General features: G+C 60.2%; 14 protein-coding genes. 9 read left to right on the forward strand and 5 right to left on the reverse strand.

Annotation, left to right across the window (positions count from 1 at the left end):
* The 3 genes from AC3ZU9_RS15050 to AC3ZU9_RS15060 form a co-directional block, all read left to right on the forward strand.
* Positions 1-681, forward strand: a 681-nt coding sequence (locus AC3ZU9_RS15050) for a ShlB/FhaC/HecB family hemolysin secretion/activation protein (protein ID WP_490090900.1), incomplete at its 5' end; no start/stop codon positions are given.
* Between the two features lie 33 nt (positions 682-714).
* A complete protein-coding gene (locus AC3ZU9_RS15055) occupies positions 715-13,056 on the forward strand; it encodes a two-partner secretion domain-containing protein (RefSeq protein ID WP_490090901.1) in 12,342 nt (4,113 codons plus the stop codon).
* 18 nt (positions 13,057-13,074) lie between these two features.
* Entirely contained in the window at positions 13,075-13,812 is a 738-nt protein-coding gene (locus AC3ZU9_RS15060; RefSeq protein WP_256577188.1) for a hypothetical protein, read from the forward strand.
* A 413-nt stretch (positions 13,813-14,225) separates the two neighbouring features.
* On the opposite strand, the gene AC3ZU9_RS15065 is transcribed toward AC3ZU9_RS15060, so the two are convergent.
* Complete coding sequence (locus AC3ZU9_RS15065) at positions 14,226-14,780, reverse strand: thioesterase family protein (protein WP_490090902.1); 555 nt, start codon at positions 14,778-14,780, stop codon at positions 14,226-14,228.
* Between the two features lie 254 nt (positions 14,781-15,034).
* On the opposite strand from AC3ZU9_RS15065, the gene AC3ZU9_RS15070 reads away from it, so the two are divergent.
* The gene (locus AC3ZU9_RS15070) at positions 15,035-16,570 is read left to right on the forward strand and encodes an aldehyde dehydrogenase family protein (RefSeq protein WP_490090903.1); all 1,536 of its coding nucleotides are present in this window, start codon (positions 15,035-15,037) and stop codon (positions 16,568-16,570) included.
* Between the two features lie 9 nt (positions 16,571-16,579).
* Here the strand turns inward: AC3ZU9_RS15070 and AC3ZU9_RS15075 are convergent, their stop codons facing one another.
* The 4 genes from AC3ZU9_RS15075 to AC3ZU9_RS15090 all read right to left on the reverse strand — a co-directional run bounded on the left by AC3ZU9_RS15075 (position 16,580) and on the right by AC3ZU9_RS15090 (position 21,138).
* Positions 16,580-17,593: an AraC family transcriptional regulator gene (locus AC3ZU9_RS15075; protein WP_490090904.1), complete on the reverse strand. Its 1,014-nt coding sequence runs from the start codon at positions 17,591-17,593 to the stop codon at positions 16,580-16,582.
* A 20-nt stretch (positions 17,594-17,613) separates the two neighbouring features.
* Entirely contained in the window at positions 17,614-19,050 is a 1,437-nt protein-coding gene (locus AC3ZU9_RS15080) for a coniferyl aldehyde dehydrogenase (protein WP_490090905.1), read from the reverse strand.
* A 54-nt stretch (positions 19,051-19,104) separates the two neighbouring features.
* Positions 19,105-20,253, reverse strand: a complete 1,149-nt coding sequence (locus tag AC3ZU9_RS15085) for an amino acid deaminase/aldolase (protein WP_490090906.1) — start codon at positions 20,251-20,253, stop codon at positions 19,105-19,107.
* Positions 20,254-20,463: 210 nt separating this feature from the next.
* Positions 20,464-21,138 carry a TetR/AcrR family transcriptional regulator gene (locus AC3ZU9_RS15090; RefSeq protein WP_490090907.1) on the reverse strand — a complete coding sequence of 225 codons (675 nt, stop codon included), beginning with the start codon at positions 21,136-21,138 and terminating at the stop codon, positions 20,464-20,466.
* Between the two features lie 162 nt (positions 21,139-21,300).
* On the opposite strand from AC3ZU9_RS15090, the gene AC3ZU9_RS15095 reads away from it, so the two are divergent.
* The 5 genes from AC3ZU9_RS15095 to AC3ZU9_RS15115 are packed head-to-tail and all read left to right on the forward strand — an operon-like array spanning position 21,301 to position 26,426.
* Positions 21,301-21,726: a DUF2147 domain-containing protein gene (locus AC3ZU9_RS15095; protein WP_421526466.1), complete on the forward strand. Its 426-nt coding sequence runs from the start codon at positions 21,301-21,303 to the stop codon at positions 21,724-21,726.
* Positions 21,727-21,753: 27 nt separating this feature from the next.
* Complete coding sequence (locus AC3ZU9_RS15100) at positions 21,754-22,635, forward strand: TorF family putative porin (RefSeq protein WP_330211931.1); 882 nt, start codon at positions 21,754-21,756, stop codon at positions 22,633-22,635.
* Positions 22,636-22,645: 10 nt separating this feature from the next.
* Complete coding sequence (locus tag AC3ZU9_RS15105; RefSeq protein WP_490090908.1) at positions 22,646-24,274, forward strand: xylulokinase; 1,629 nt, start codon at positions 22,646-22,648, stop codon at positions 24,272-24,274.
* Positions 24,271-24,948 (forward strand): class II aldolase/adducin family protein, encoded by a 678-nt coding sequence (locus AC3ZU9_RS15110; RefSeq protein ID WP_490090909.1) that lies wholly within the window; start codon positions 24,271-24,273, stop codon positions 24,946-24,948. Before AC3ZU9_RS15105 ends, AC3ZU9_RS15110 begins: the two co-directional genes overlap by 4 nt.
* Positions 24,945-26,426: an aspartate aminotransferase family protein gene (locus AC3ZU9_RS15115; protein ID WP_490090910.1), complete on the forward strand. Its 1,482-nt coding sequence runs from the start codon at positions 24,945-24,947 to the stop codon at positions 26,424-26,426. The genes AC3ZU9_RS15110 and AC3ZU9_RS15115 overlap by 4 nt, the downstream gene beginning before the upstream one ends.

Genomic DNA, 26,426 nt, shown 5'->3' on the forward strand with positions numbered 1-26,426 from the left:
GTGGCCTACCTGCGCACCAACAACTTCATCGAAGACAGCAAACTCGCCCTGAGCAGCAACCGCCTCAGCGAAGCCCAATTCGGCATCAACCATGGCCGGCGTATTGGCGGCTCGTTCCTCAACATCGACCTGGGCATGCAGGACGGCATCGGCGCGTTCGACGCCCAGGCCAATCACAACCCACGCCCTGGCCAGGCCGATGCGCGCTACCGCAAATACACCGCGACCCTGAGCTACCTGTACCCGTTCAAGTTGTGGGGCGAGTCGTTCAGCTTCAGCAGCCTGATGACCGGCCAACGCAGCGAAGACGTGCTGTTCAGCCCGCAGCGCATGAGCCTGGGCGGGCAGTCTTCTATTCGCGGTTACAAGGATCAAAGTCTGTCCGGCGACAGCGGCGGCTACTGGCGCAACGACCTGCGCTGGAGTAGGCCGGTGACCCTCGCGTGGTTGCAGCCAGTGTTCGCCGAGTACGGCACCAGCCTCGGCTATGACCAGGGCGTGATCCGCCGCGACCGCTACAACGCCGAACAGTACGGGCGCATGACCAGCAACTCCGTGGACCTGTTCGCGCGCGGCCAGAACGTCGCGGCCACGGTGACTTTTGCACACTCTTTGGAACGACCGGGGCCGATCACTGAGCGTGAAGCGCCGATCTATTTTCGACTGGATTTCTTTCTTTAAATTTTTACCGCCCCTCGGGCATCGAGACATGACATGGACGTTCGCCAGCTCGCCTTCCTTGCGCGCCAACCTTCTGCAGCCGTGAAAAGCCGTTCCAACTTCTTGGGCTTGCCCAAGCGCGGGCTTGCGTTGGTCTTGGCCAACGCCATGTTCTGGCAGCCATTGCTGGCCCAGGCGGACGGGATTGTGGTCAGTGCGCCGGGGACGACGCTCGGCCAGGCGGGCAACGGCGTGCCTATCGTCAACATTGCCGCGCCCAATGGCAGTGGGCTGTCGCATAACCAATTCCAGGATTACAACGTCGGTCAGCAGGGCGTGATCCTCAACAACGCGACCGGTCGGACCCAGTCGACCCAGTTGGGCGGGATCATCCTCGGTAACCAGAACCTCAATGGTACGGCTGCCAGCGTGATCCTCAACGAGGTCAACGGCGGCAGCCCCAGCCAGTTGCGCGGTTTCACCGAAGTGGCAGGGCAGTCGGCGCATGTCATCGTGGCCAACCCGTATGGGATTACCTGTAACGGCTGCGGGTTTATCAACACCCCGCAAGCCACGTTGACCACCGGCAAGGCCGTCATCGAAAACGGCCAGATCAGTCGCTACCAAGTCGATCAAGGCAGCGTGTCCATCGAAGGCGCAGGCCTGAACGCCAACAACATCGACCAGTTCGAAATCATCACCCGTTCGGCCAAGCTCAATGCCGAGATTCAAGCCAAGAACCTGACGATCATTGCCGGTGCCAACGACGTCGATGCCAAGACCCTCAAGGCCACCGCACGAGTGGCCGACCCAGCAACAGCCCCGCAACTGGCGATCGACTCTTCAGCCCTGGGCGGCATGTACGCCGGGGCGATCAAGCTGGTCAGCAGCGAAGCCGGTGTCGGGGTAAAACTCGATGGCAAGATGGCTGCCAGCGCAGGCGACATCCAGATCGACGCCAACGGCGACCTGACCGTTGCACAAGTCGCCGCCGACGGTGCAGTGAACATAGAGGCCGTCAGCGCCAACATCCAAGGGTCGGCCTACGCCGGCACCACACTGGAGATGAAAACCCGAGGCGACCTGACCAGCCAGAACAACCTTGTCGCCAAGGACCGCATAACCCTCACCAGCGGCGGCCAGTTGGCCAACAATGGCATCATCGAAAGCGGAGTCAATCCCGATAACACCCGCAACACCAACGCCGATATCCGTATCAGCGCGCAGAGCCTCAACAACGCCGGCAGGAACATCATTGCCAGCCGTGACCTCGACATCACCACCACCCAGACCCTGAACAACCAGGGCGGCACCCTCAGCGGACAGCGGCAGACCACCGTCACCGCCGGCACCTTCGACAACCAGAACAAGGGGCGGTTGCTCAGCACCGACCGTCTGACCTTGACCGCCGACAAGGCCGTGAACGGCCGGGACGGTCTGATCTCCAGCAACGGCGACCTGGTGGTGAACGTCGGTGCATTGGGCAATCGCGGTGGGGAAATCTCCAGCCTGGCCGATGTCACCCTGAATGTCGCCAGCCTCGACAATACGTCCGGCTTGATCGCGGCTGACAGGGGGCTCAGCCTCACTGCCAGCGGCGCGATCAATAACCGTGACGGCACCTTGTCGGGTTCAACCCTGGCGACCTTGAAGGCCGTCAGCCTGGACAATACCCGCGGGCAGATTACCGGCGATCTGGGCTTGAGCATCGACCTCAGCGGTGCCTTGGATAACCATGCTGGGACCCTGGGTTCCGGCAAGGCCTTGACCTTGGCCGCCGCCAGCCTCGACAACCGCGCGGCGGGCACGGTGCTGGCGGCGGACGGCACGCTGAGTGCCACCGTTCACGGCGCGCTGGACAACCGCGAACAGGGCAAGCTGCGCGCCACGGGCAGCATCGAGCTGACCACCGGCAGCCTGGACAACCGCGGCGGCAGCCTGGCGGGCAAGGACCACCTGACCGTACGCGGAGGGTCGGCGGACAATCGTGGCGGCCTGATCCAGGCCGACAAAGACCTCAAGCTGCTGGTCGATCAACTGGACAACCGCGACAAGGGCAACCTTGTCGCCAAGGCGGCCGTCGGCTTCGAAGGCACCCGCCTGGACAATAGCGGTGGCCTGCTCAGCGCAGTCGGCCCGGTCAGTCTCAAGGCCAAGGAGGTTGCCAACACCCAGGGCCGTATTGCCAGCCAGGGTGACCTCGAAGCCAGCATCGACAGCCTCAGCCAGCAGGGCGGGGCGCTGGTGGCCCAGGGTTCCCTGCTGCTGACCGGCAAGAGCCTCGACAACCGCAATGGCGGCACGGTCGCCAGCACCCAGGGCCTGACCATCAATGTCGAGCAGATCGACAACCGTACCGGCGAGCTGTCCAGCACCCACAGCAGCGTCAGTGTCAGCGGGCAGCGTTTGGACAACAGCGATGGCGGCAAGCTGCTGACCGAGACTGATCTTGGCGTCGCAGTGGCGCAAGTGATCAACCAGAACCAGGGCCGGCTGTTCGCCAGGGGCAGCGTCAACCTGAACGGCAAGACCCTGGATAACAGTGGCGGCAACATCTCCGCCCTGCAGGGCCTGGATATCCGCCTCGATGGCGCGCTGCTCAACAACACCGGCTCGCTCAGCAGCGAAGGTGCGCTGGGCCTTACGGTCGGCAGCCTGGACAACACGGCCGGCAAGCTCGGCAGTGCCGCCGACCTGTCGATCGACAGTCTCGGCGCGGTGCTCAACCAGGGCGGGTCGATCCTCACGGACCAGGGCCTGGTGCTTGCCAGCGGCAGTCTCGACAACAGCCAGAAAGGCCTGATCAGCGGCGAGGGTGCGACCCGCGTCACCACCGGCACCCTGGATAACCACCAGGGTGGCCGCCTGACCAGTGGCGACCGCCTTGACTTGACGGCCACCCAGGTCAACAACGGCGCTTCCGGGCGTATTGCCAGTGCCAAGGATCTGACGGCCAACGTCAACGGCCTCGACCAACAGGGCGGCGAACTGTTCAGCAAGACCCAACTGAACCTGGACCTGCACAACGGCCGCCTGGACAACAGTGGCGGCCTGATCAACGGCCCGCTGCTGGTGCTGAAGAACCTCGACGTGGTCGTCAACCAGGGCGGTGAAATCTCCAGTGCCCAAGCCTTTGCCCTGGCCGCGAAAAGCCTCGACAACAGCAACGGCAAGCTGCTGAGCAACCAGGGCCTGACCCTGCGTATCGATCAGGCGCTGGGCAACATCAAGGGCCTGGTGGCCGCGGCTTCTCTCGACAGTCGTAGCGCCAGCCTGGACAACAGCCAGGGCCTGATCAGCAGCCGCGGTGCGGTCGACCTCGGCGTAAGCGGGGCGTTCATCAACCAGGGCGGCACCCTGGTGGGCGACGGCGCTATCCTGTTGACGGCCAACAGCCTGGATAACAGCAACGGTGCCGTTTCCGGAAAAGCCGATGTCACAGCGAACATTGCTGCTCTGGATAACCGCAACGGCAAGCTGATCGCCAGCAGCGCGCTAGCCCTGAGCGGCGCCTCCGTGGATAACCGGCTGAACGGCCTGGTAGGGGCGACAAAAGCGCTGACACTCGATGTCGACGTTATCGACAACCGCGGCGGTGAACTCTCCAGCAGTGCCGATATTCGCCTGACCGGCAAGCGCCTGAACAACAGCGACAGCGGCAAGCTCCTTGCCGATACCACGCTGACCCTCGAAATGGCCGAAGTGCTCAACCGCAACCTGGGACTGCTCAAGGGCAAGATCGGCGTCACGCTGGACGGCCAGGCCCTCGACAACACCGGCGGCCAACTATTCAGCGACCAGGACGCACGACTCACCCTCGGCGCTGACCTCGACAACAGCGCTGGCCTGATCAGCAGCGAAGGCCGGCTGGACGTCAGCAGCGTCGGGCTGACCAACACGGCAGGTAGTCTGTCGAGTGGCGGCGCGCTCAACGTCAAGGCCAACGGCACACTGGCCAACCAGGGTGGACGCCTGGTCAGCGACAGCAGCATCAACCTGAACAGTGCCAGTCTCGACAACACCCGGCTGGGAGTGATCAGCGGCAAAGGTGCGGTGACTGTCACTACCGGCGCCTACGACAATCGCACCGGCAGCCTGAGCAGCAGCGACAGCCTCGCCCTGACGGCAGGGCAGGTCAGCAACCAGAGCGGCCGCATCGGCAGCGACAAGGCCCTGGTCGCCAGCGTCACCGGCCTGGACCAGCAGGACGGCAAGCTCTTCAGCAACACGGCACTGACCCTGGACCTGAACAACGGCCAACTGAACAACCAGAGCGGCCTGATCAACGCGCCGTCATTGCGGCTCAACAACCTCAAGGGCGTGAACAACCAGGGCGGTGAAATCTCCAGTGCCCAGGCCTTCGTGCTGGCCGCCGACAGCCTGGACAACAGCAGCGGCAAACTGCTGAGCAACCAGGCCGTGACTCTGCGGATCAACCAGGCACTGAGCAACCTCAAGGGCCAGATCGCGGCCGCCGCGCTCGATATACGCAGCGCCAGCCTCGACAACAGCGGCGGTACCGTGACCAGCCGGGGCGCCCTCGACCTGACCACCAGCGGTCAACTGAGCAACCGCGACCAGGGCCTGATAAACGCCGCCCAAGCCCTGAGCGTCAGCAGCGCCGACCTCGACAACAGGGGCGGTACCCTGCTGGGTGCCAGCGCCGTGACCCTCAACGCCATGGCCCTGAACAACAGCGCCAAGGGCCTGATCAACAGCCAGGCCGGCCTGACGATCAACGCCAGCCGCCTGGACTCCGGCAATGGCGGCGAAGTCTCGGCCAAGGGCGATATCGACCTGAGCCTCGGCGCCCTGGCCCAGAACGGCGGCCGCCTGCTCGGCGACCAAGCCATCCGCCTCGACCTGGCGGGGGGTGATCTCGACAACCGCAACGGCCTGCTCAAGGCCAAGGGCCCCCTAACCCTCAATCATCTGCGTGACCTGAACAACCAGGGCGGCGAGCTGTCCAGCAGCCAGAGCTTCAACCTCACCGCACGGACCCTGGACAATAGCGGCGGCAAGCTGATCAGCAGCAACCAGTTGGGCGTGGCCGGCGACAGCCTGGTCAACCAGGGCGGCCTGATTTCCGGCTGGCAGGGGCTGGCCGTCAACGGCGCGAGCCTGGACAACCGCAACAGCGGCACGCTGTCCAGTCGCAGCGGCAATCTTGATGTCAACGTCAGCGGTGCATTGCTCAACAGTAATGCCGGTGCGCTGGTCAGCCAGCAAGCCCTGACCGTCAACGCGGCCAGCCTCGACAACAGCGCCGGCATTCTTTCCAGTGGCGCGGCCCAGCGCCTGACCGTCAGCGGTTTGTTGAACAACGCCCAGGGCGGCTCCATCGACAGCGCCGCCACCCTGACACTGCAAGCTATGAGCCTGAACAACAGCGGCAGCATCAGCGCACAACAGGCCCTGGATTTCACCGGCAGTACCCTGGACAACCGTAACGGTACCCTGAGCGGCAAGGCCGCAGTCAGCCTCGACCTGCTCGGCGCCTTGACCAACAGCAACGGCCAGCTCGCCAGCGGCGGACCACTGGTGATCAGCCGCAGCAGCCAGATCGACAACCAGGGCGGCCAACTCGTCAGCCAAGGGGGGCTGAGCCTGCTCACCGGCAGCCTGGATAACCGCAATCGCGGTACCGTCGCGGCCAATGACAACCTGGTGATCAGCAGCAGCGGTGCCGTGCTGAACAACAGTGACGGCCTGATCTACAGCCAGAACGCTGGCGTCCGTGTCGACGCTGCGAGCCTCGCCAACGGCAACGGCTCCGTGCAAGGGCAAGGTGCACTCAACCTGATGGTCAGCGGCGATATCGACAACCAGAGCGGTAAGCTGATTAGCCAGAATGGCGACCTCAGTGTCAGCGCGGCCAGCCTCGACAACCGTGGCGGCACCCTGGCCAGCCTCAAGGGCGCTTTCGAAGCCCATGTCGTCGGCGTGCTGAAAAACGGCTATGACCTGGCCAACAATCGCCAGGGCGGCATCATCCAGGCCCAGCGCCTCAACCTCAGGGCCCTTGGCGGGATCGACAACTACGGTGGGCGGATCGCGGCGCAAAGCGGCGATGCCCTGATCACCACCGCCGACTTCGACAACCGCAACGGCGGCCTGTACGCCCAGGGCCTGGTACAGGTCAGCGGCAACAACTTCGACAACAGCGGCGACAACGACGGACAGATCGCAGGCCAGCGCATCGACCTCAGCCTCAACGGCGCGCTGAACAACCGCCTGGGCGTTATTGAAAGCGACAGCAGTTTGAGCGTGCGTGCGGCCAGCCTCGATAACCAGACCGGCCAGATCCGTGCACTGGGCTCCGGCGGCAAGACCGACTTCCAGATCGGCGGCCTGTTCGATAACCGCAACGGCAAGCTGGAAACCGCCAACAGCGACCTGACCCTCAATGCCAGCAGCTTCCAGAATATGGGCGGCAGTCTGCTGCATGTGGGTAACGGCACCTTTGATATCAGCACCGCCAATATCACCAACGCCGGCGGCAGCCTGTTAACCCGTGGCGGCCTGACCTTGACGGCGGACAACTGGACCAACAGCAGCGTGATCCAGGCCGGGCGCCTGACGGTGAACGTCAACACCCTCAACCAGACGGCGGGCGGACAACTGCTGGCCTCGGACAGCCTGACCGGCAACGGTGGCAATTGGAACAACGATGGGCTGATCGCCAGTGACGGCACGGCCAACCTGACCCTGGCCGGCACCTATGGTGGTAACGGGCGCTACAGCAGCGTCGGCACCCTGGGCTTGAGCGCGGCCCAGGTAACCCTGGGCACTGCCACGAGCATTGCCGGTGGCGGGGATACCACGATCAATGCCGGTGGCCTGAGCAACGCCGGGCGCCTGACGTCCGGCGGTTCCATGACGGTCACCGCCAATAGTATCGGCAACACCGGCACGCTGGGGGCGACCCAGGACCTGACGCTGAAGACGCCCACCCTGGTGAACGATCACGGCCTGATCTTCAGCGGCCGAAACATGGGCTTGCTGGTCAATGACTTCACCAACGACAACGGGGATGTCTACAGCATCGGCAACCTGAACATCTCGGGACTCAATGGCGGTCGCGCCAACAGCGCGACCAACCTGGCGTCCTCGATCAATGTCGACGGGGATTTCTCGCTGTCGGCGAACAGCTTCAACAACAAGACCGAAGGGGTTATCGGCAAAGAGCGGCTGGTGTCGGGCGATATCACGTTTAACGGCAGCACGTTCTATATCGCCGAAAACTACACCTCGGAGTCGACCATCAGCGGCACGCGAGCGAGCCTGGCGGTGGCCGGAAACATTGATGGCGATGTCGGCCGCTTTTCCAACACCGCCTCGACGATTTCTGCTGGCAAGAATATTCGCTTGAACGTGGATACCTTCGAGAACCTGGGGTTGGAGGCCGGCAACTTCGCCCGTAACCGGGTCTATACCGGCGTGCGCAATATCTTCACTAACAAAACTTACGCGAACGAAGCGCTGGACGCCTACGCGCGAAGATATTCCCAGTACGTCTACCGATACACCAAGACCGTGCATGAGCCCGACAAAGGCGGGACTCACACCGAGCTCAACGATTACGGCAAACAAAAAACCACAACCGTGAACACCAAATTCGGTCAGGGACCGGATGTGGCCATTCCCGCCGGCATCCTGGCCGGCACCCTGAGCAGCGATAACAAAGTGTTTACCGCCGGGGGTGGCAGTGTCGCTTCGGTGGTCCAGGCCGGGCAGGCGATACAGATCAACGCCAAGAACACCATCGACAACAGCAATCTGCACGCCAATACCCAGTTCTCCGGGACGACGAAGACCGGGACCGGTACCCAGGTCGGCAGCGCGGCCAAGCCGACGGTCGTCTACCTGAACCCACAACTGCCGCCGAACCTGTCCCAGCAGCGGGTGGACCCCGTGGCGTCGCGGGGTTTCAGCCTGCCGGACGGACAAAACGGTCTGTTCCGCCTGAGCGGCCAGGGCGGTTCTGCGGCCCAGGCAAGCCAAACCAGTGCCGGGCCACAGAGCTGGAGCATGGGCAGCGCGACAGTCAGCAGTGCCCAGCGCCAACAGGGCGCGGATGACGTCCAGGCGCGCAACCTGCAGTTCAGCGATGCGGCGCGGATCGCCGCGAGCACTTTTCAACTCGAACAAACTACCCGGCAGGCCACGGGCGCTGGGGTGTCCGGCAGCGTGATCAGTGTCAGTGCGCCGGGCGATTCCGGCAGTGTCCAGTTGCCGGGGCAGGCGGGCGTGGTTTCCACGGTGGGCAGCCAGGTCATCAATCGCGTGCAGGGCCTGCCGGACACCTCGGGCAGGTCCAACCCGCAGAAGTACCTGATCGAAACCAACCCGGTACTGACCGACCTCAAGCAGTTCATGAGTTCGGACTACCTGCTGGCGAACCTCGGTTACAACCCCGATCAAAGCGCCAAACGCCTGGGCGACGGTTTCTATGAGCAGAAGCTGATCCAGCAGGCGGTGGTCGAGCGTACCGGTCAGCGTTTCATCGACGGCCAGACCTCCGACGAAGCGCTTTACAAGTACCTGATGGACAACGCCATCAAGAGCAAGCAGCAGCTCGACCTGTCGGTTGGGGTCAGCCTGACCTCCCAGCAGGTCGCGGCGCTGACCCACGATATCGTCTGGCTCGAAGAGCATGAAGTGAATGGTGAGAAAGTCCTGGTGCCGGTGCTCTACCTGGCCCAGGCGACCAATCGCCTGGCGCCAAACGGGGCGCTGATCCAGGGCGCGGATGTGACGCTGATTGCCGGTCAGGATCTGCAGAATGCCGGGACATTGCGTGCAACGAACAATCTGAGCGCGATGGCGGGTAACAATATCGTCAACAGCGGCCTTATCGAGGCCGGCAATCGTCTGGATCTGCTGGCCAGCAACAATATCGTCAACAAGGCCGGGGGGATCATCTCCGGTCGCGATGTCAGCATGGTCGCGATCGGCGGTGATGTGGTCAGTGAGCGCACTGCCTCGACCACGGGTTACAGCATCAAGGGATATACCCAGACCCAGGACTATGTCGACAGCGCTGCACGCATCGAGGCAGCAAACGACCTAAGCATCAGCGCCGGGCGTGATATCACCAGCGCCGGCAGCGTGATGTACAGCGGCCGTGATACGACCCTGACTGCCGGTCGTGACGTCAACATTGTCTCTGCCGAGCAACACCGTAGCGAAGCCGGCCGGGGACAAAGCAGCAGCGTTAGCCAATATGGCTCCGACCTGATGGTCGGCCGTGACGTATCGGTAAGCGCCGGTCGTGATATCTCGGTGATTGGCAGCGATATCGACGCCATGCGGGATATTAGCGTGAAGGCCGCCGAGAACCTGACCTTGAGTTCTGCAGCTGACGAAAGCCATTCCTACTCCAAGTCCAAGAAGCTCAAGACGCAAGAGGATCACGTCAAGCAGATCGCCAGTAACGTGACGGCGGGTGGTGATGTCGTGTTCAGTGCGGGTAAGGACATGACGCTGGTATCCAGCCGGATCAATGCTGGAGATGAGGCGTATCTGGTAGCGGGTGGGCAACTGGATCTGCTCGCAGCACAGGACAGTGACTATTCGCTCTACGACAAGAAAAAGAAGGGCAGTTTCGGCAAATTGCAGACCCGCCACGATGAAGTGACCCAAGTGACAAATGTGGGGAGCGAGATCAAGACCGGGGGAGACCTGACGCTAAAGAGTGGAGATGACCAGCGTTACCAGGTTGCAAAGCTTGAGAGCGGTAAGAATCTCACGCTGGACAGTGGTGGCAGCATTACTTTCGAGGGGGTGAAGGACCTTCATGATGAGAGCCATACCAAAACCAACAACAATGCTTTCTGGAACTCATCCAAAGGTAAGGGCCATACCGACGAAACACTTCGCCAGAGCCAACTGACGGCGGCTGGAGCAATCACCATCAAGGCTGTCGAAGGCCTGAAAATCGATGTCAGGGAGGTCAATCAGCAGACGGTCAGTCAGACCATCGACGCGATGGTCAAGGCTGATCCGAAGTTGGCATGGCTCCAGGAAGCCGAGAAGCGCGGTGACGTGGATTGGCGGCAAGTGAAGGAGATTCACGAATCCTTCAAGTACAACACCTCGGGACTGGGGCCTGCATCGCAGTTGATCATCGCGATTGCGCTGGCTGCGGTGATGGGGCCGATGATGGCCGGCTGGAGCACCATGGCCCAGGCGGGCGCCGTCAGCGTTGCGACCAAGGCGACCGTCAGCACCATCGATAACCGGGGCAACCTCGGTGCGATTTTAAAGGATGTCACGTCCAAGGACAGCCTTAAGGGTTATGGCGTTTCGATCGCGACGGCGGGTGTGGCGCAAGGGCTCAACTACAGCCCCGGCAGCATGGGTTTCGATCTTCAAAGTGCACAGACTGTTGCCTTGAAGGTGACCGCGGATGCGGTGATCAAGACCGCGGTGTATGGCGGTAGCTTCCAGGACAACCTGGCCAGCTCGGCGATGGGTACTGCCGCCAGTATTGGTGGGGCAATCGGGGCCGGGAAAATCGGTGATCAGGGACTGCCCGAAGGTGGATTGGAAAAGATCCTGTTGCACGCGGGTCTTGGTGGCCTGCTGTCCAAGGCCATGGGCGGTGATTTCCGCACGGGTGCCATTGCCGGTGGCGCCAACGAGCTTTTAGTCGGGCTGTTGGGCGACCAGCTCCTGCCGGAAAACCTGGTAAAGGGCTCCCCTGAATATATCCGGGCCGAAGCGAACCTGATGGCGCTCTCGCAGATTGCCGGTGTGCTGGGGGCGGTAGCATCCGGTGGTGATTCCGCCATTGCGTCCTCGGTGGCAGCGAATGCCACCCAGTACAATTTCCTGGGAAATCATTCGCAAGCCGTGCGTGATCGAGCGCGTAACGAGTATGAGGAAACTGGAAGCCTCGACGCCGCCAGGAAGTTGTCCACGCTTGAGGGCGCTGATCATCGTAGCGATGATTTGCTGGCCAAGTTCCATAACGACCCCACCTCCCTATCCGCTGCGGAAACAAGTGAGCTGAAGGCCTATCTTCAAGTCTATGCCTACGAGACGCAGCTCAAGTATGGCCCTGAAGTTGCCGCGTCCAGCGTCAAGATGCTGATAGAGAATGGACCGGTTCCTATCCGTGATTATCCGTTTGCGGGCACGACCGAGGCGAAAATCGCCTATGCCGATGCGTTGCGTGCAGTGGACGGTGTCTCTGTACTGAATCCGTTCTGGAGCCGAGAACAAACGGCCAACGAGATGGTGTACAGGGATGCGCAAGGTTATTTGCGCATCAGCAACGAACAGCAGGGCCTGGCAAACATCGGGACGCCGGCGATTTACGCACTGTCAGGTCCGTTGGGTTCGGCTATTCGTATCGCCGCAGCTGCCAATGGAGTATTGCAGGCGGGTTACGGGGGTAAACAGGTCATCGATGGCGATACCTGGAACGGTCTCGGGAACATCGTCGTCGGAGCCCTGGGGGCCGCGAGCGTCAAGTTTCCTGGTGGTGTGACCGGCGTTGCAAGCAACGAGCTCAAGGGCGTTGTGGCGAGCGAGCTGCGCGGTCCTTGCTGTTTCGCCGCAGGCACGATGGTTGCGACCCCATCAGGGGATCGCGCCATCGATACGCTCAAGGTCGGCGAAATCGTCTGGAGTAAACCTGAACACGGCGGTGAACCGTTTGCCGCGGCCATCCTGGCAACCCATGTGCGCACGGATCAACCGATCTATCGCCTGAAGCTGGAGAGTATTCGTAAAGACGGTGCGGCGGAGGGAGAAACGCTGTTGGTGACCCCGTCGCACCCATTCTACGTTCCAGCCCAACACGATTTTGTCCCAGCCATCAATCTCAAGCCTGGCGACTTGCTGCAGTCGCTGGGAGACGGCGCCAGCGAAAACGTCTCGACTCGGGTCCAGTCCCTGGAGCTGTTCCAGCCGGTGGGTAAAACGTTCAACCTGACAGTTGATATCGGGCATACGTTCTATGTTGGCAAGCTGAAGACCTGGGTCCACAACACTGGGCCATGCAAATTGCCCCAGATTACCCTCAATCGCCAAAATGGCATTGAGTTTGAACGGCAAGTCATCAGTGCCTTTGATGATATGGGCGGGGTGAAAAATACCAGCCTGGTAACTGTCGAGCTGGCTAACGGCGCAAAAGTAACAACGATTCCTGATATGTGGGGGAAGAACGTAGGGGGGATGTTGGAGATCAAGAATGTACTCAATCTTTCAATGTCCAACCAGTTGCGTGCGCAGGTCAAGGTCGCACTCGATACCAGCCAACCCTTGAATATTGTGGTCAGCTCCAGAACAAATGGTATTTCGAGGGAGGTGATGCGCCAGGTGGAGAGCACGGGGGGGGAGGTTTATAGATACAATCCTGTCACGCGTGAATTGACGAGATTTTGAAGACATATGAAGCCTTACGTGCAGATCGCAATCAGGACGAAGTCTGAAACTATTGGATGGGGCGTTGGAGAGGCGTTCATTGCGTCGTTAAGCCGGGATGGGGGCGTACTGGTTCCAGAGCAGGTGTCGCACAACGCGGATAAGTTCGTGGAGTCTTTCATGGGCATGGCCGCGAGTGAGGCGTGCTGGGCGTCCAAGGCGGCCATACGGATTAATGGCGCATTGTCGGACTTCTACCAAGACTTTGCCTGGCGGAGAAAAAAAAAGGTTAAAGGCTCTGGGAGCGTTGTTCATACTGCGCGCAACGCCCGGGGGCAGGTGGTTCCAGGCGCAATCAGCTATCGCTCGGCCAGTAGCGAGAGAGTCGATTGGTATTCACTCTTCAAAACATGGTGTGAAATTTTTCCTCCTCAACTTGGAATGCTGCACCTTTTCAGTGAACCCGAACTCGGCCCTCATGAGAAAAATAATAGTTTTCAGATCGGCTCATTCAAGTCAGCTTTGAACCCGGACGTGCCGAATATGGGTTGGGCCATGTTCTACGGCGATGAGTTCGCTGAAGAGGTCGATTTTGAGCGGATTGCTGCAGCAGGCTTTCCTATTGAAAAGCTTAATAAGGGCTATCTTGTAACGGTCACAGAGAATATCCAAGATGTGGCAAGTAACTTCTCACTGTTCTCAAAACGCCGGGGTGAGCTTAAGCGTCTGTTTCGAGAAGATTTTTTCTTGATAAAAACTGAGCCATCCATTGATTGATCGCTGCGTGTCCGTTACGCAAAGCGGCACAACCAGCTGCTCAGGCTGCAGGTGAATGGGGCTCCATGGTTTGTAGAAAGGCTGATCAGACCAACAGCCTGCCCGACGACGCCTAAAGACTCTCAGGGTCGCCAAAAAACATTTTGACTTGGCTCTAGAACGGCGTTTTCAGCATAAAGAAACTTTAGTATGCCCCCAGATTTGCCCCCAATGCGCGCGCCATACCTGTGTAATTGTGGATGGCGATTTTTGGCGGGGCCGAGGTGGCACAAGGTGATCTTCATTTACGTCCACGCCGGTCTAGGCGCAATCCACTCGCCCGGTGCACGTGCCAGCTCAGGTGGTAATTTAATTGGATTCACTATTTGGCGATTCGAGTATTCATTCCATGGATGAGCTGCGCAGGATTCCCCTCAAAGTCGATCATTGGTGCTTTCTTCATCTCTGAGTTGGCGGCTCATGGCGTCGCAGCTCTGCGACCACGACATTAGCCATTTCGGTATCTCTGGTGACTGTGCGGGCAGTCCCAGTTCTCGAACAAATTCGCTTGGCGGAATAGTACCTTTCTGTGAACGAAATAGACCTCGCATCATGACAACGCCGATCACTCTGCCTTTGCTCACAAACCGATGCTCCATGAAGCTCCACTTGTCGACCCAGCCAAGCATCCTTGTGTGGATTTCAAAAGCTTCAAACAGTCTGAGCTCACGCCGAAATTTACCCCAAGTGTCTCTGACGATGGGCATCGCCTTTCCTTTAATAGCTACTCGATAGGCGCCGCTGCGCAAAACGAAGTCCATGCGTCCCACATCTGCCAATGTGAAATATCGGCCGTTGGTGACGTGTCGATTGAAGTCGAGATCCAGTGGCCATACGCGCATTCGGATGACGGTCGATTCGAGTGCTTTTGCCGGTTTGCGCCAAGGTCGACGAAGCAGCATGAGGAGAAGCCGAAACCAGAGATTCATAACGACGCCGATGATTGAATGATTGGCGTACTTTAAAGTGTCGGGGGCTGAGTCAGGTAGGTCCGTAAATGACTCAATTCTGCACAAAAGTACATTCCGATCACTAATTTCATGGTTTAGGGTTTTCTCGCGGGGCTCGCAGGTCGCTATCGCGATATAGCCGGTTTGAACCCTTTTTCGTCCGTATCAACCCTGCCTCAGTGCCCGACAGCCGGTTATCTTGGCAGCTGGCCGATGATCCCGAGGAGCGTTGAATGACCCCGCCTAATGAATTCGAATCCCGCCCGCACGACAATGTGCTGTCATATGAGGCTGCGATTTCCCGGGTCGCATTCGAAAACGCCCGCACGGCCTTGCGTGCTCATTCACAGCTGTCGATCCAGGCGCGTCTGGCCGAGTTGTCCAAGCTCAAAAACGCGATTCTGGCCCACCGCTCAATGATCATCGCGCGGGTCATGCAGGAGGTTGGCAAATGTCGAACAGATGCATTGATCGCGGAAATCCTTGGCACCCTCGATTGGCTCAATTGGTTGGAGAATAATGCCGAACGGTTGCTGAAACCTGAAAAGGTCAAGACGCCAATTACATTGTTGGGCAAGCAATCGTTGCTGCTGCATGAACCCCTGGGTGTAGTGCTGATCATCTGTCCCTGGAACTACCCGTTCCATAACGCGATTACTGGTATTGCAGCAGCGATTGCGACGGGCAATGCGGTGGTCTACAAACCCTCCGAACACGCCCCCTGCAAAGGCCTGGTCGAACAGGTCCTTGCATGCTCTCCGATACTCCAGGCCCTGGTCCAGGTGGTGTACGGCAACGGCAGCCTGGGTTCGGCGTTGATCGACCAACAGCCGGCGAAGATCTTTTTTACCGGCAGCGGCCCTACCGGCAGCAAGATCATGGCCCAGGCCAGTCGCGAGTTGATCCCCGTTGAGCTGGAGCTGGGCGGTAAAGATCCGATGATTGTGTTTGCCGACGCGCCAATAGCGCGTTCGGTGGCGGGTGCGTTGTGGGGCGGTTTCACGAATGCCGGACAATCCTGCAGTGGTGTGGAGCGTTTATTGGTAGAACACAGCGTGCTGGATCGTTTCGTCGACAGTCTGGTCCAGGCGGCGGAAGAGGTCGTAGTACGTTGTGGCGATAACGGCGACGCCGACGTCGGGCGCATGACCGTCGGCTTTCAGCGCGACAAGGTCATCGAACATGTTCAAGACGCCCTGGATCGCGGTGCCCGCCTGCGATTCGGTGTTGTACCCGATGCGAATTCCCTGACAGTGCGGCCAATCATTCTGGACCGTGTCACGCCGGACATGCGGGTCTGGAACGAGGAAACGTTCGGGCCTGTATTGCCGATCATGGCCTTTACCAGCGAATCACACGCCATCGAGTTGGCCAACGACACCCATTACGGCTTGTGCGCCAGTGTGTTCAGTGCCGATGCGCAGCGCGCGCTGCGGGTGGCCGGTGCACTTGAGGTCGGCGGCGTTTCGATCAACAACGTCAACATGAGCGAAGGCAATCCAGGCCTGCCGTTCGGTGGGGCGAAGAAAAGTGGATTCGGAAAACTGCGTGGGCCGGAAGGGTTGCTGGGGTTCACTCGCAGTAAAGCCATACTGATCGACAAGGCCGGGAGCAAGATCGAAGCCAATTGGTACCCCTACACACCGCGCAAATTCCAACTGTTCGAACGCTTCATCCAGGCGCTGTATGGGCCGCGGCGTTTGCGCCTGCTGGCAATCGCTTGGCATGGCCTTAGGCTTGAAGCCTTCAGCCAAAAGCCGCGTGACTGATTGAAATGTTCAAGCGCGCGGTTGCCGTGGACACTGTCCGGTCCAGCGCTTGAACGCCTTGCGGAAGTTCTGCGCGTCGCTGAAACCCACCTCGTAGGCAACTTCATCCAGGGTCAGGCGCACATTGCCCAGCAGCGCCAGGGCCCGTTGTTTGCGCAGGTCATCCAGGATGGCCTGATAGGACATGTCGTTCTGGGCGAGGCGGCGGCGCAGGGTTCGTTCGCTCATGCACAGTTGTGAGGCAACTGCTGACAGGCTGACAGGCGTACGTAGATCACGACGCAGAATGCGCTCGACGGACTCGATGAACTCAAGTTCACCGCCTCGATCGGCACTCATCTCCAGTAGCTCAACGACTTGTCGATTGCTCAGCGCATCGTGGGTGCCGATGGGGGTATTGGCCCAGTGATTGGCACAGACAAATAGATTGTCCTTGTGATCAAAGTGCACCGGGCATCTAAACAAGTGTTCATAGTGATCGGCGTAGGCGGGCCTTGGGTAACTCAGTTCGATCGACGATGGGCTGAAAGTCGGGCCCGCCAGCGCGCGGGCGATATTCAGCAGCATCCCGAAGGCTTCTTCAACGAGAAAGGTCAGAATGTCGGGCTCATGAAATGGGCAAGTGACTTGGAGCGTAATATGCCCAGGGGATTCGAGGTGCTCAAAGCTCAACAGCGCGCCGGTCTGCTTCTGCAGGTCGATGCCCAGGGCTATCGCACTGCCGAGGGTGGCGCTGGTCAGCATGGCGTAACCTACCAGGCCCATGGAGGTGATGGACTCGGTCGCGCTCATGTCCAGACCCAGTCCTCGGTCGCGGCCGTTAGTCATCTCCAGGGCGCGTTTGATCATCAGGCAGGCTTGACGAATCGAGACCCGGCTTTGCGGGTTGGCCAGGTCTGCGACATTGAAACCCAACCCCATGCACAGCCGGCTGGGGTCCAGGTCTAATTGCGCAATGAGATCCGCCAGGCTACGTAGCAGGTTGACCGGTAAATCCGCGGTGTGTCGTAGGGGGGCAAGCATGTAGTGCTCCTGTTGTGCGCCTACTTGCCCAGCATCAGGCGGACCACCAGGCGGGTCAGCCGCCCATAGGGTGCCGAGACTTTGTCAGACATATTGAAGGGGCTTAGTTTGAATACGCCCCGTGCATGGGACAGGCGCACGAACCCTTCATAGCCGTGATAGGCACCGGTGCCGCTTTCACCGACGCCGCCGAAGGGAAGGTCATCCTGGGTGGCATGCAGCATCGTGCCATTGATGGTCACACCGCCTGAACGGGTTTGCTGCACCACTTGCTCGATGCTGGTTCGATCATTGGAGAAGCAATACAGCGCCAACGGTTTGGGCCGCGCGTTGATGAAGGCGAGCGCCTCGTCAAGTGTGTCATAGGCGATTACCGGCAACAGTGGGCCAAAAATTTCCTCGCGCATGATATCGGTGTTCAAGGGCACGTCGGTCAGCAAGGTTGGGGGGACTTTGCGCTCGGTGCTCTGGTCGAACGCCTTGTCCTGCCACACCTTGGCCCCGGCCACGATGGCCTGATCGACCAGATTCAACAGGCGTTCGTAGTGACGCCGCGAGATAATCGAGGTGTAGTCTTTGTTGCCGTCAATGGTGGGATACAGCTGCTTGGCCGCCGCTACCCATTCGGTGGCAAAGTGCTCGACCAAATGGCGCGGCACCAGCACATAGTCGGGGGCGACGCAGGTTTGACCGGCGTTGAATAGCTTGCCGATGGCGATCATCCGCGCGGCTTTCTTCAGTGGAAAATCCGCAGCGAGTACCACTGGCGATTTGCCTCCCAATTCCAAGGTCACCGGGGTCAGGTTGCGCGCCGCAGCCGCCATTACCAGACGCCCGACCTGTGTAGAACCGGTAAACAACAAGTGATCAAACGGTAGTTCGCTAAAACGGCTGGCCACTTGCGCGTCGCCGATGACCACGCTGACCTGGTCGGCGGGAAAGGTTTGGGCCAGCAAGTATTGCAGCAACAGGGCGGTACGCGGCGTCAGTTCCGATGGTTTGATCATCACCCGATTGCCCGCTGCCAGCGCTTCCACCAGCGGTGCAAGGGTCAGTGTCAGCGGGTAATTCCATGGCGCCAGAATGCCGACTACGCCCAAGGGTTGATAGATCACCCGTGCCGTGGCGGGCTTGAAGGCAATGCCCACTTTGCGTTTGCTGGGGCGCATCCAGGCTTTGAGGTGCGAGCGAATATGCTTGATGCCGTTGACGATGGGCATCAGCTCACTGAGTTGGGTCTCGGCGAACGAACGGTTGCCGAAATCCGCACACACCGCTTCCAGCAGTTGGTCGTGGTGATCGCTGACCAGGCGCAACACGGCGTCCAGGGCAGCGATACGCTGCTCGTAGGTGGGGGCTCCCTGGGCATGCACGGCGGCTTGTTGGGCCGTGAACAGTTCACTGAGTAACGGCACGGGCTCAAGCGAAGAGGGCAGGTTGCTGAGAGGCTGATTCATGACGGTATCCTTGGGCAAAGTGCAGGAAGAGGGGAGGTGAGAACGCGTGGACCATCAGGAGAAGTTTTTGCCCTCGCCGCGGTAAGTCGGTACACGGTCCACCACGCGCCCGTTGCTGATTAGCAACAGTTCATCGAAACGCTCACACAGCTCGCCCGCCTTGGCGTGACGAAACAGTACCGGGTCACCGATGTTCAACGCTTGCGCCAGGGTATGCAGCAGTGGGGTCTGTACTTCGCCGGCGGCTTCGTTGTCGATCAAGCGGCAGCCGCTGGGCAGCCAGGGCCGGGGCAATCGGTCCTTACCCGCCGGCCCGGAGGCGATGTAACCGCCGCCTGAGCACACCATCACGCCGGGAGCCTGGGTGCGTGTCACCGGCAAGGCAAAACCGGCGGCGGGCGTCAGTTCGAAGGCTTGGTAGTGGTCGAACAAGGTCGGTGCGTACAGGCCGGAGCCGGCCGCCAACTCGGTAACCGAAGGGTCGAGTCGTGTGCTTTCAAAACTGCCAGTGCCGCCGCCGTTCACGAACTGCAGCGTATGGCCGGCATTACGCAATGCCTGCACGACCTGCTCACGGCGTTTATTGACTTCGGCAATGGAGCGGCGCTTGAGAAAACGGATGATTCCATTCTTGACGACTTGGCCTGGCACCGCGTCCATCAACCCGGCAATTTGCCCTTCATAGCCCATCAGCCCCCGCAGTACGACGCCCTGGCACGAGGCGATATTGGCGGCCAGCTGGAGCGCACTCCCCACGTCATTGATCGGCGAACGGTGCACGCCAAAGTACAGCCCAGGAAAAGCCGATGACATATCCAGATCGATCGCCAACGGCATGACCACACCTTCTGTCACGGCTATCTCATTGATCGCCTGCACCTGGGCCCGGTTATCGACCATCAAGGTAATCGAGCGTCCGCGGTGCAATTGGCAGGCGACTTTTACCAGACTGCGTTCATCGACCGTCGGGTAAGCCACGACGATGTCGTCAAACCCCAAGCCGGCCAGCCAGGCGGCCTCGGCGGCGGAGTAGCACAGCAGGCCCTGCATAAATGGCCCCGCGGCCATGATCGTGCGAATCATCTCCACCGAGCGTATGGATTTGGTCACCAGCCGCACGGGTAAGCCCCCAGCGCGTTTGCCCAGGCGCTGTAGGTTTACGATGAGTGCATCCAGGTCGATGAAGGCGGCGGGTAGCTGCACCCCAGCCAGCGCCTGATGATAATGGGCGTAATTGCGAACAGGGGGCGGCGGGGGATTTTCGACTCGGCGCATGAAGGACCCAATGAGTTCAGCGGTAAGTGAGGTGACGCGTGGTCTCGCTGCTGAGAGGGTAAAGGGCACATGGCTGCTGTTGAAGGTGCGATCCGGCCGGGCAACGGGTCCGCACCGGCCATGTTCGCTCCTCTCTCTTTACACGTTTGGAGTCGGGGTCAACCGATCCAGATGACTGATAATCATCGAGGCAACCATGGCACACACGCTCTTGGGGTCCAGGGACTCATCGAACAACAACTCGATCGTTGCGTGGATCATCTCTACCGCCACCCTGGCGGCGGTGGCGAGTTGCTGTGGATCTGCCCGCGGGAACACCTGCGCGAGGATTTCTGCCTGTGCGCTTGAGACCTGCCGGTGGGAGTCGATCCTCACATGCTCCAGCGCCGGTACCGCGCGCAGCCCCTTGAGAATCCACATGCCGCCCAAGGTGGCGTCGGTGACCCGGTAGGTTTCCAGGATCAGTTCGGCGAGCGCCGATTCCAGATCCTCGGGCGGGCCGGACAACAATTGTGGGGTAATCCAGTGGTCGATCAGGCCGTTCTGTTTTTCCAGCAGGCGCTCACCCAGCACGCTCAGTAGCGCGTATTTGTTCGGAAAGTAGCGGTACAACGCCGGCGGCGTCAGCCCTGCACATTCGCAAACCAGGTTGGTGGACAGACGTTCGATTCCCACATCACACAGGGTCTGCGCGGTCGCGACCAGGATCCGCTCGTAGGTCTCGGTGCTGCGCTGCTGTGCAGGCGATTTCTTTTGGTCTTGGGTTTTCCCGGCGCTAACGGCGCGGGCGCTGGCAGTGTTGGGCTTGGCCATAGGCACCTAGCAAAGAAAGGTTGAAGAGTCAGCTTATCAAAATAAAAAAAAATGTTGCTGAGCTAGAAAATGGTAGTTATAACTATCGTGTAGCGATGGCTATCATAACCGATGCATCGCTAGTGTGACGGTCTCTTAAAACAAAAAATACAGGTGATGACTATGAACGCTCGGCAATGGCTGTTCCTTTCACTGGCACTGGCGTGCTCTTCCATTGGTTATGCGGCGGCGGGTCCACAGGAAGCCAAAGGTCTATGGCTTACCTCGGAAAAGGATGCGGTGGTCAAAGTCGACGATTGCGTCGATAAACCTGGCGCGCTGTGTGGAAAGGTGGTCTGGGTCAAGGACATGGCCTCCACCACCAGCGATTGCGGCGTACAGATCATGCAACTGGATCGTTTCGACCAGGAAGCATGGCGCGATGGTTGGGTGTTTGATCCCCGCGATCATAAAAAATACAAAGGCGTCGTTCGGGTCAAAGAGGGGCTCCTCAATGTCCGGGCTTTTGTCGGTACCGAGATACTCGGTAAGACAGAGCAATTCGAACGTGTTGCCTCACTGCCTCCTGCACCGGTTTGCACTTTGTAAATCCGACCTTTCTTGTAGGAGAGCCTCATGCGTGCAACGACACACCATTGTCTGATGGCTGCTTTGCTGTGGCCTATCGTCAGCCCGTCCTTGGCATTCGCCGACGAAATGGCCAGCTATGCCATTGATGTCACAGCCAAGGCTGTATCCGATGTCAGGACCCGGGGCGTTTCGGATTCGTTGAACCATCCCGGCGCCCGCGTCACCGTTCAGGTTGCCCATGAAAGTGGCCTGGTCGCGCTTGCCGAGTTCACCACCGTCAGCAAAAAACAATTCATTGATGGCGACGGAGTGGGCGTTTTACTGGCGGGCGGTTATCGGTTCGGCGATCCGGAGGCGTGGCATTACGGCCTGGGCCTGGCCGCGGAAATGTTCCCCGGCGCGCAGTTCAAGGCGCCGAACAAATTTGACTTTGAAACCTTCACCCCCACCGATGAGCGCACGACCAACTACAACAGCCAGTTCGCGGTGCTGGAAATTGGTTACGGTGCGTTGGAAGGTCGAGTCGCTCGGGTGCTGTCCAAAACTTACCGTGGTGCCAACACCGGCGGCGTGTGCGGCGCCCAGTTGCAGTTTCGTGACGATCCCACGAAGGGCTTGGAATGCTACGCCAAGGGCGACCGTAACTCCCGTGGCAGCATGCTCTATGACCTGGACTACAAATATGCGCTGGGGATGAACACCACGCTGAAGCTGCACGCTGGTTACCAGCAACTCGTCAATTTTTCCGAGGCGGATGCGGCCGACTATGACATCGGCCTGAGCCACCGCTGGTTGGGATTCGACTGGGGCATCGACTGGATAGCGGTCAAGACCAAGGCGCGTGAACTGTACATGGTCGAGGACGACGGGCATGTGCGTGCCACGGATGACAACCGTTGGGTCGCATCGATTTCGCGTACTTTTTGAGTAAACCTCTATGACTTCGCTTTTCTTATCCCGGACACCTCAGGCGGCCACCGGTCTGGAGCAACTCGTCCTCGCTGTGGACCTCGGCACCTCCGGTTGCAAGTGCGCCCTGGTTTCACTAGAAGGCGATATCCGGGCGTGGGCGTTTCACAGTGTGCCGCTGCATGTGAGCGGGTTGAGCGTCGAACAGGAACCGCAGGATTGGTGGAATGCGTTCCTGCGTGGCGCCAACGAACTGCTCAGCGCCGATCCAGTCCGGCGGCGCCAGGTGATCGCGGTGTGTTGCTCGACACAGGGCGAAGGCACGGTGTGTGTAGATCGGGACGGCGTGGCCATTGGACGTGCCATGTTGTGGCTGGACAAACGAGGAGCCGGCGCGGTGAAAAAACGCATGGGAGGAGGGCGGTTCAGCCTGGCTGGCTATGGACCGCTCAAGCTCTGGCGTTCACTGCGCCTGACCGGCGGCGTGGCCTCGTTGTCCGGTATGGATGCCGCCGGCCACATGGCCTATATCCTTGATTATGAGCCACAGCGCTATGAGCGAACCCACAAGTTTCTCAACGTGCTCGACTACATGAACCTGCGGCTGTCGGGTCGCTATTGCGCCACCAGCGACTCGATGTTGACCGCATGGATCACCGATAACCGCGACCCCCACCGCATCCGCTACAACGACGGGCTGGTTAAGGCACTGGGAATAGAGGCCGGAAAACTGCCTGAGCTTGTCCGCTCCACCGACGTTATCGGCACGCTGCGCTCGGAGCTTGCCGAGACCCTTGGACTGGCGCGCACTACGCAAGTGGTGGCGGGTGCCGTCGACACCTCGGCGGTGGCCGTTGGCGCCAGCGTCAGCGATTTTACCCCGCACCTCTATTTGGGGACCTCGTCGTGGGTGGGGGCTCACGTCCCGTTCAAGAAAACCAGCGTGCGCCACCACATTGCTGCAGTACCCAGTGCCGTCAACGGCCGATACCTTGCGATGGCCATGCAGTCGGCGGCGGGCGCGAACCTTTCTTTTCTGCGCGACAAGGTGCTGTACCACCCGGATGAGCTGCTCAGTGATGAACAACAGCCGGATGTCTATGCCTTGCTTGATCGTATCGCCGCACGCGTGCCGCCGGGGTCTAGAGGCTTGATCTACACGCCCTGGCTGTGTGGTGAGCGCTCACCGATCAGTGATCCAAGCCTGCGCGCCGGTCTGTTCAACCTGAAGCTGGAACACTCGCGGGAGGACATCATCCGCGCCTTCATGGAGGGGGTCGCGCTCAATACGCGCTGGATGTTCGAGCCGTTCTCGCGTTTTCTCGGCCAGCCCAGCGATGTGATCGTGGCCACCGGTGGCGGTGCCCAATCGGACGTGTGGTGCCAGATCATGGCTGACGTCTGTGGGCGCGTTATCCAGCAGCCGCAGAACGCCATCCAGACCAATGCACGCGGGGCGGCGTTCATTGCGGCGGTGGCGTTGGGCAAGCTGCAGTTCCAAGACCTATCCAGCCTCAAGCGCCCCCACCGCCTGTTTGAGCCGTCCCGCGTGACCCGCGCGCTTTACGACGATCAATTCGCCACATTCCAGGAGGTGCGTAAGCGCCTTGCGCCGCTTTACCGGCGACTGAACCCCATACAGGAGACGGCCTCATGAGTCATGTCCAAGAGCAAATTGTCGAGCTCTCGCAGCATCTGTGTCACCGCGGCTTTTTTGCGGCCACAGGCGGCAATCTCGCGTTGCGCATCGACGCGCAGCACATCGCTGTCACGCCGTCTGCGACTGACTATTTCACCATGCGCCCCGAGGATGTCTGCGTGCTGCGCCTCAAGGATCTGGCGCAGCTCTCCGGTGACCGTGCCCCCACGGTTGAAAGCGGGCTACATGCAAAAATCCTGCGGGCGCGCCCGGATGTGCAGTGCAGCATCCACACGCATCAGCCCGTAGCCAGTGCTTGCACCTTGCTCGGTGAACCCATGGATGTGCCCAACCCTGAACTGTGGGACTCCTTGGGTAAACACATTCCCCTGGTCGGGTACGCGCCTTCAGGGTCCAGCTGGCTGGCCGGCAAGTTCGGCCGGGCCATTCGTTGGGATTACAACGCGTACCTGATGCGCAACCACGGGGTGTTGTGCTGTGGCCCGGATGTCGAGACAACTCTGTTGCGCCTCGAGGACCTCGAGACCTTTTGCCGTGACTACCTGTTACGCCAAATCACCGAACAGTCCCGTCATAAATCACAGTCACCTGCCGCCGTGGCACGCCTGGTCGAGGCCCTGGTGCGTTCCAGCGCTGTCGATGCTCACCCTTCTTCCGAGACCCCATCATGAACAAGCCTCTTGATCCCATCACATTGCCTGCTGCGGCAGACTCAGCGGTTTCGCAATGGCCTGATGTCGACTCGTTGTATCGGCGTTTCGATGCACTGGTCAAACAACCGATTCGCCCATTGAAGCGCGAGGCACTAAGCAAGGTGATGGGTTACTTCGACGAGCGTTGCCAGGGGTCGAGGCGGCTGGCTGAGGAGGCGAAAAAATTTATACCGGGAGGCGTACAGCACAACCTGGCATTCAACCACCCATTCCCTCTCGCCATCGCCCAGGCCAAAGGCGCGCACCTGACCGATGTGGACGGCAACCGCTATATCGATTTTCTGCAGGCCGGTGGACCAACCCTGTTGGGCTCCAGCCATCCGGCCATTCGTGAGCAAGTCAATCGGGTACTCGATGAGTGCGGTCCGGTCACCGGCCTGCTCCATGAATATGAGGTGAAGTTGGCGCAGTTGGTCTGCGAAGTGATGCCCGGCGTCGATATGGTGCGCCTGTTGGGTTCCGGCACCGAGGCCGTCATGGCGGCGGTGCGTCTGGCGCGTGCTTACACTCGCAAGAAATGGGTGATAAAGATCGGTGGTGCTTATCACGGCTGGAGTGACCAGTTGGTGTATGGCATGCGCTTGCCGGGCACCGGCCGTATGGAGGCCGTCGGTATTCCACGTGGCGCCACGGCGCACACTCAGGAGAGCCCGCCGAATAACCTGGACGCGTTACGTCGGCGCTTGCAGATCAATCGCCTGCGCGGCGGCACGGCGGCGATCATGGTGGAGCCTTTTGGCCCGGAAAGCGGCACGCGTCCGGTGCACCCGGACTTCAACCGCCAACTGCGTAAACTGTGCGACGAGTTCGATACCCTGTTGATTTTCGACGAAGTGGTCACCGGCTTCCGCGCAGGCTTGGGGGGCGCACAAGCGTATTTCAACGTGATGCCGGACATCACCGTACTTGGCAAATGCCTGACCGGCGGCTACCCCATGGCCGGTGCCATCGGCGGGCGCAGGGATGTGATGCAGCTGCTCGCCGGCGGTATTGGTACCTCTGCACGACGGGCCTTTGTCGGCGGCACATTGTCGGCCAACCCGTTGTCCTGCGTGGCGGGTTACTACGCCTTGATCGAGGCGCGCAAACTGAATGCGCCGGCGTTGGCGGGACGCGCGGGTGACCGTATGCGCAAGGGGCTGGACGAAATCATTAACCGCCGTGGCTTACCGTATGTGGCCTATAACATGGGCTCGATCGTGCATCTGCAAACCTCAGGCGTGTTGTTGCTGGATACCAGCAACCCGCTCAAGTTGCTGCGTGCACGTAACGAAGCCAAGTCGCGCAAGCACATGATGGAAGAAATGGGGGCTGCTTATACGGCCCACGGGCTGATCACGCTGGCCGGCAGTCGGATCTATACCAGCCTGGCTGATACCGACGACGTCATCGACGACGCGCTCGAGCGATTCGACGCCGTTTTTCAACTGGTGTGA

The sequence above is a fragment of the Pseudomonas sp. A39 genome (genome assembly GCF_058145955.1).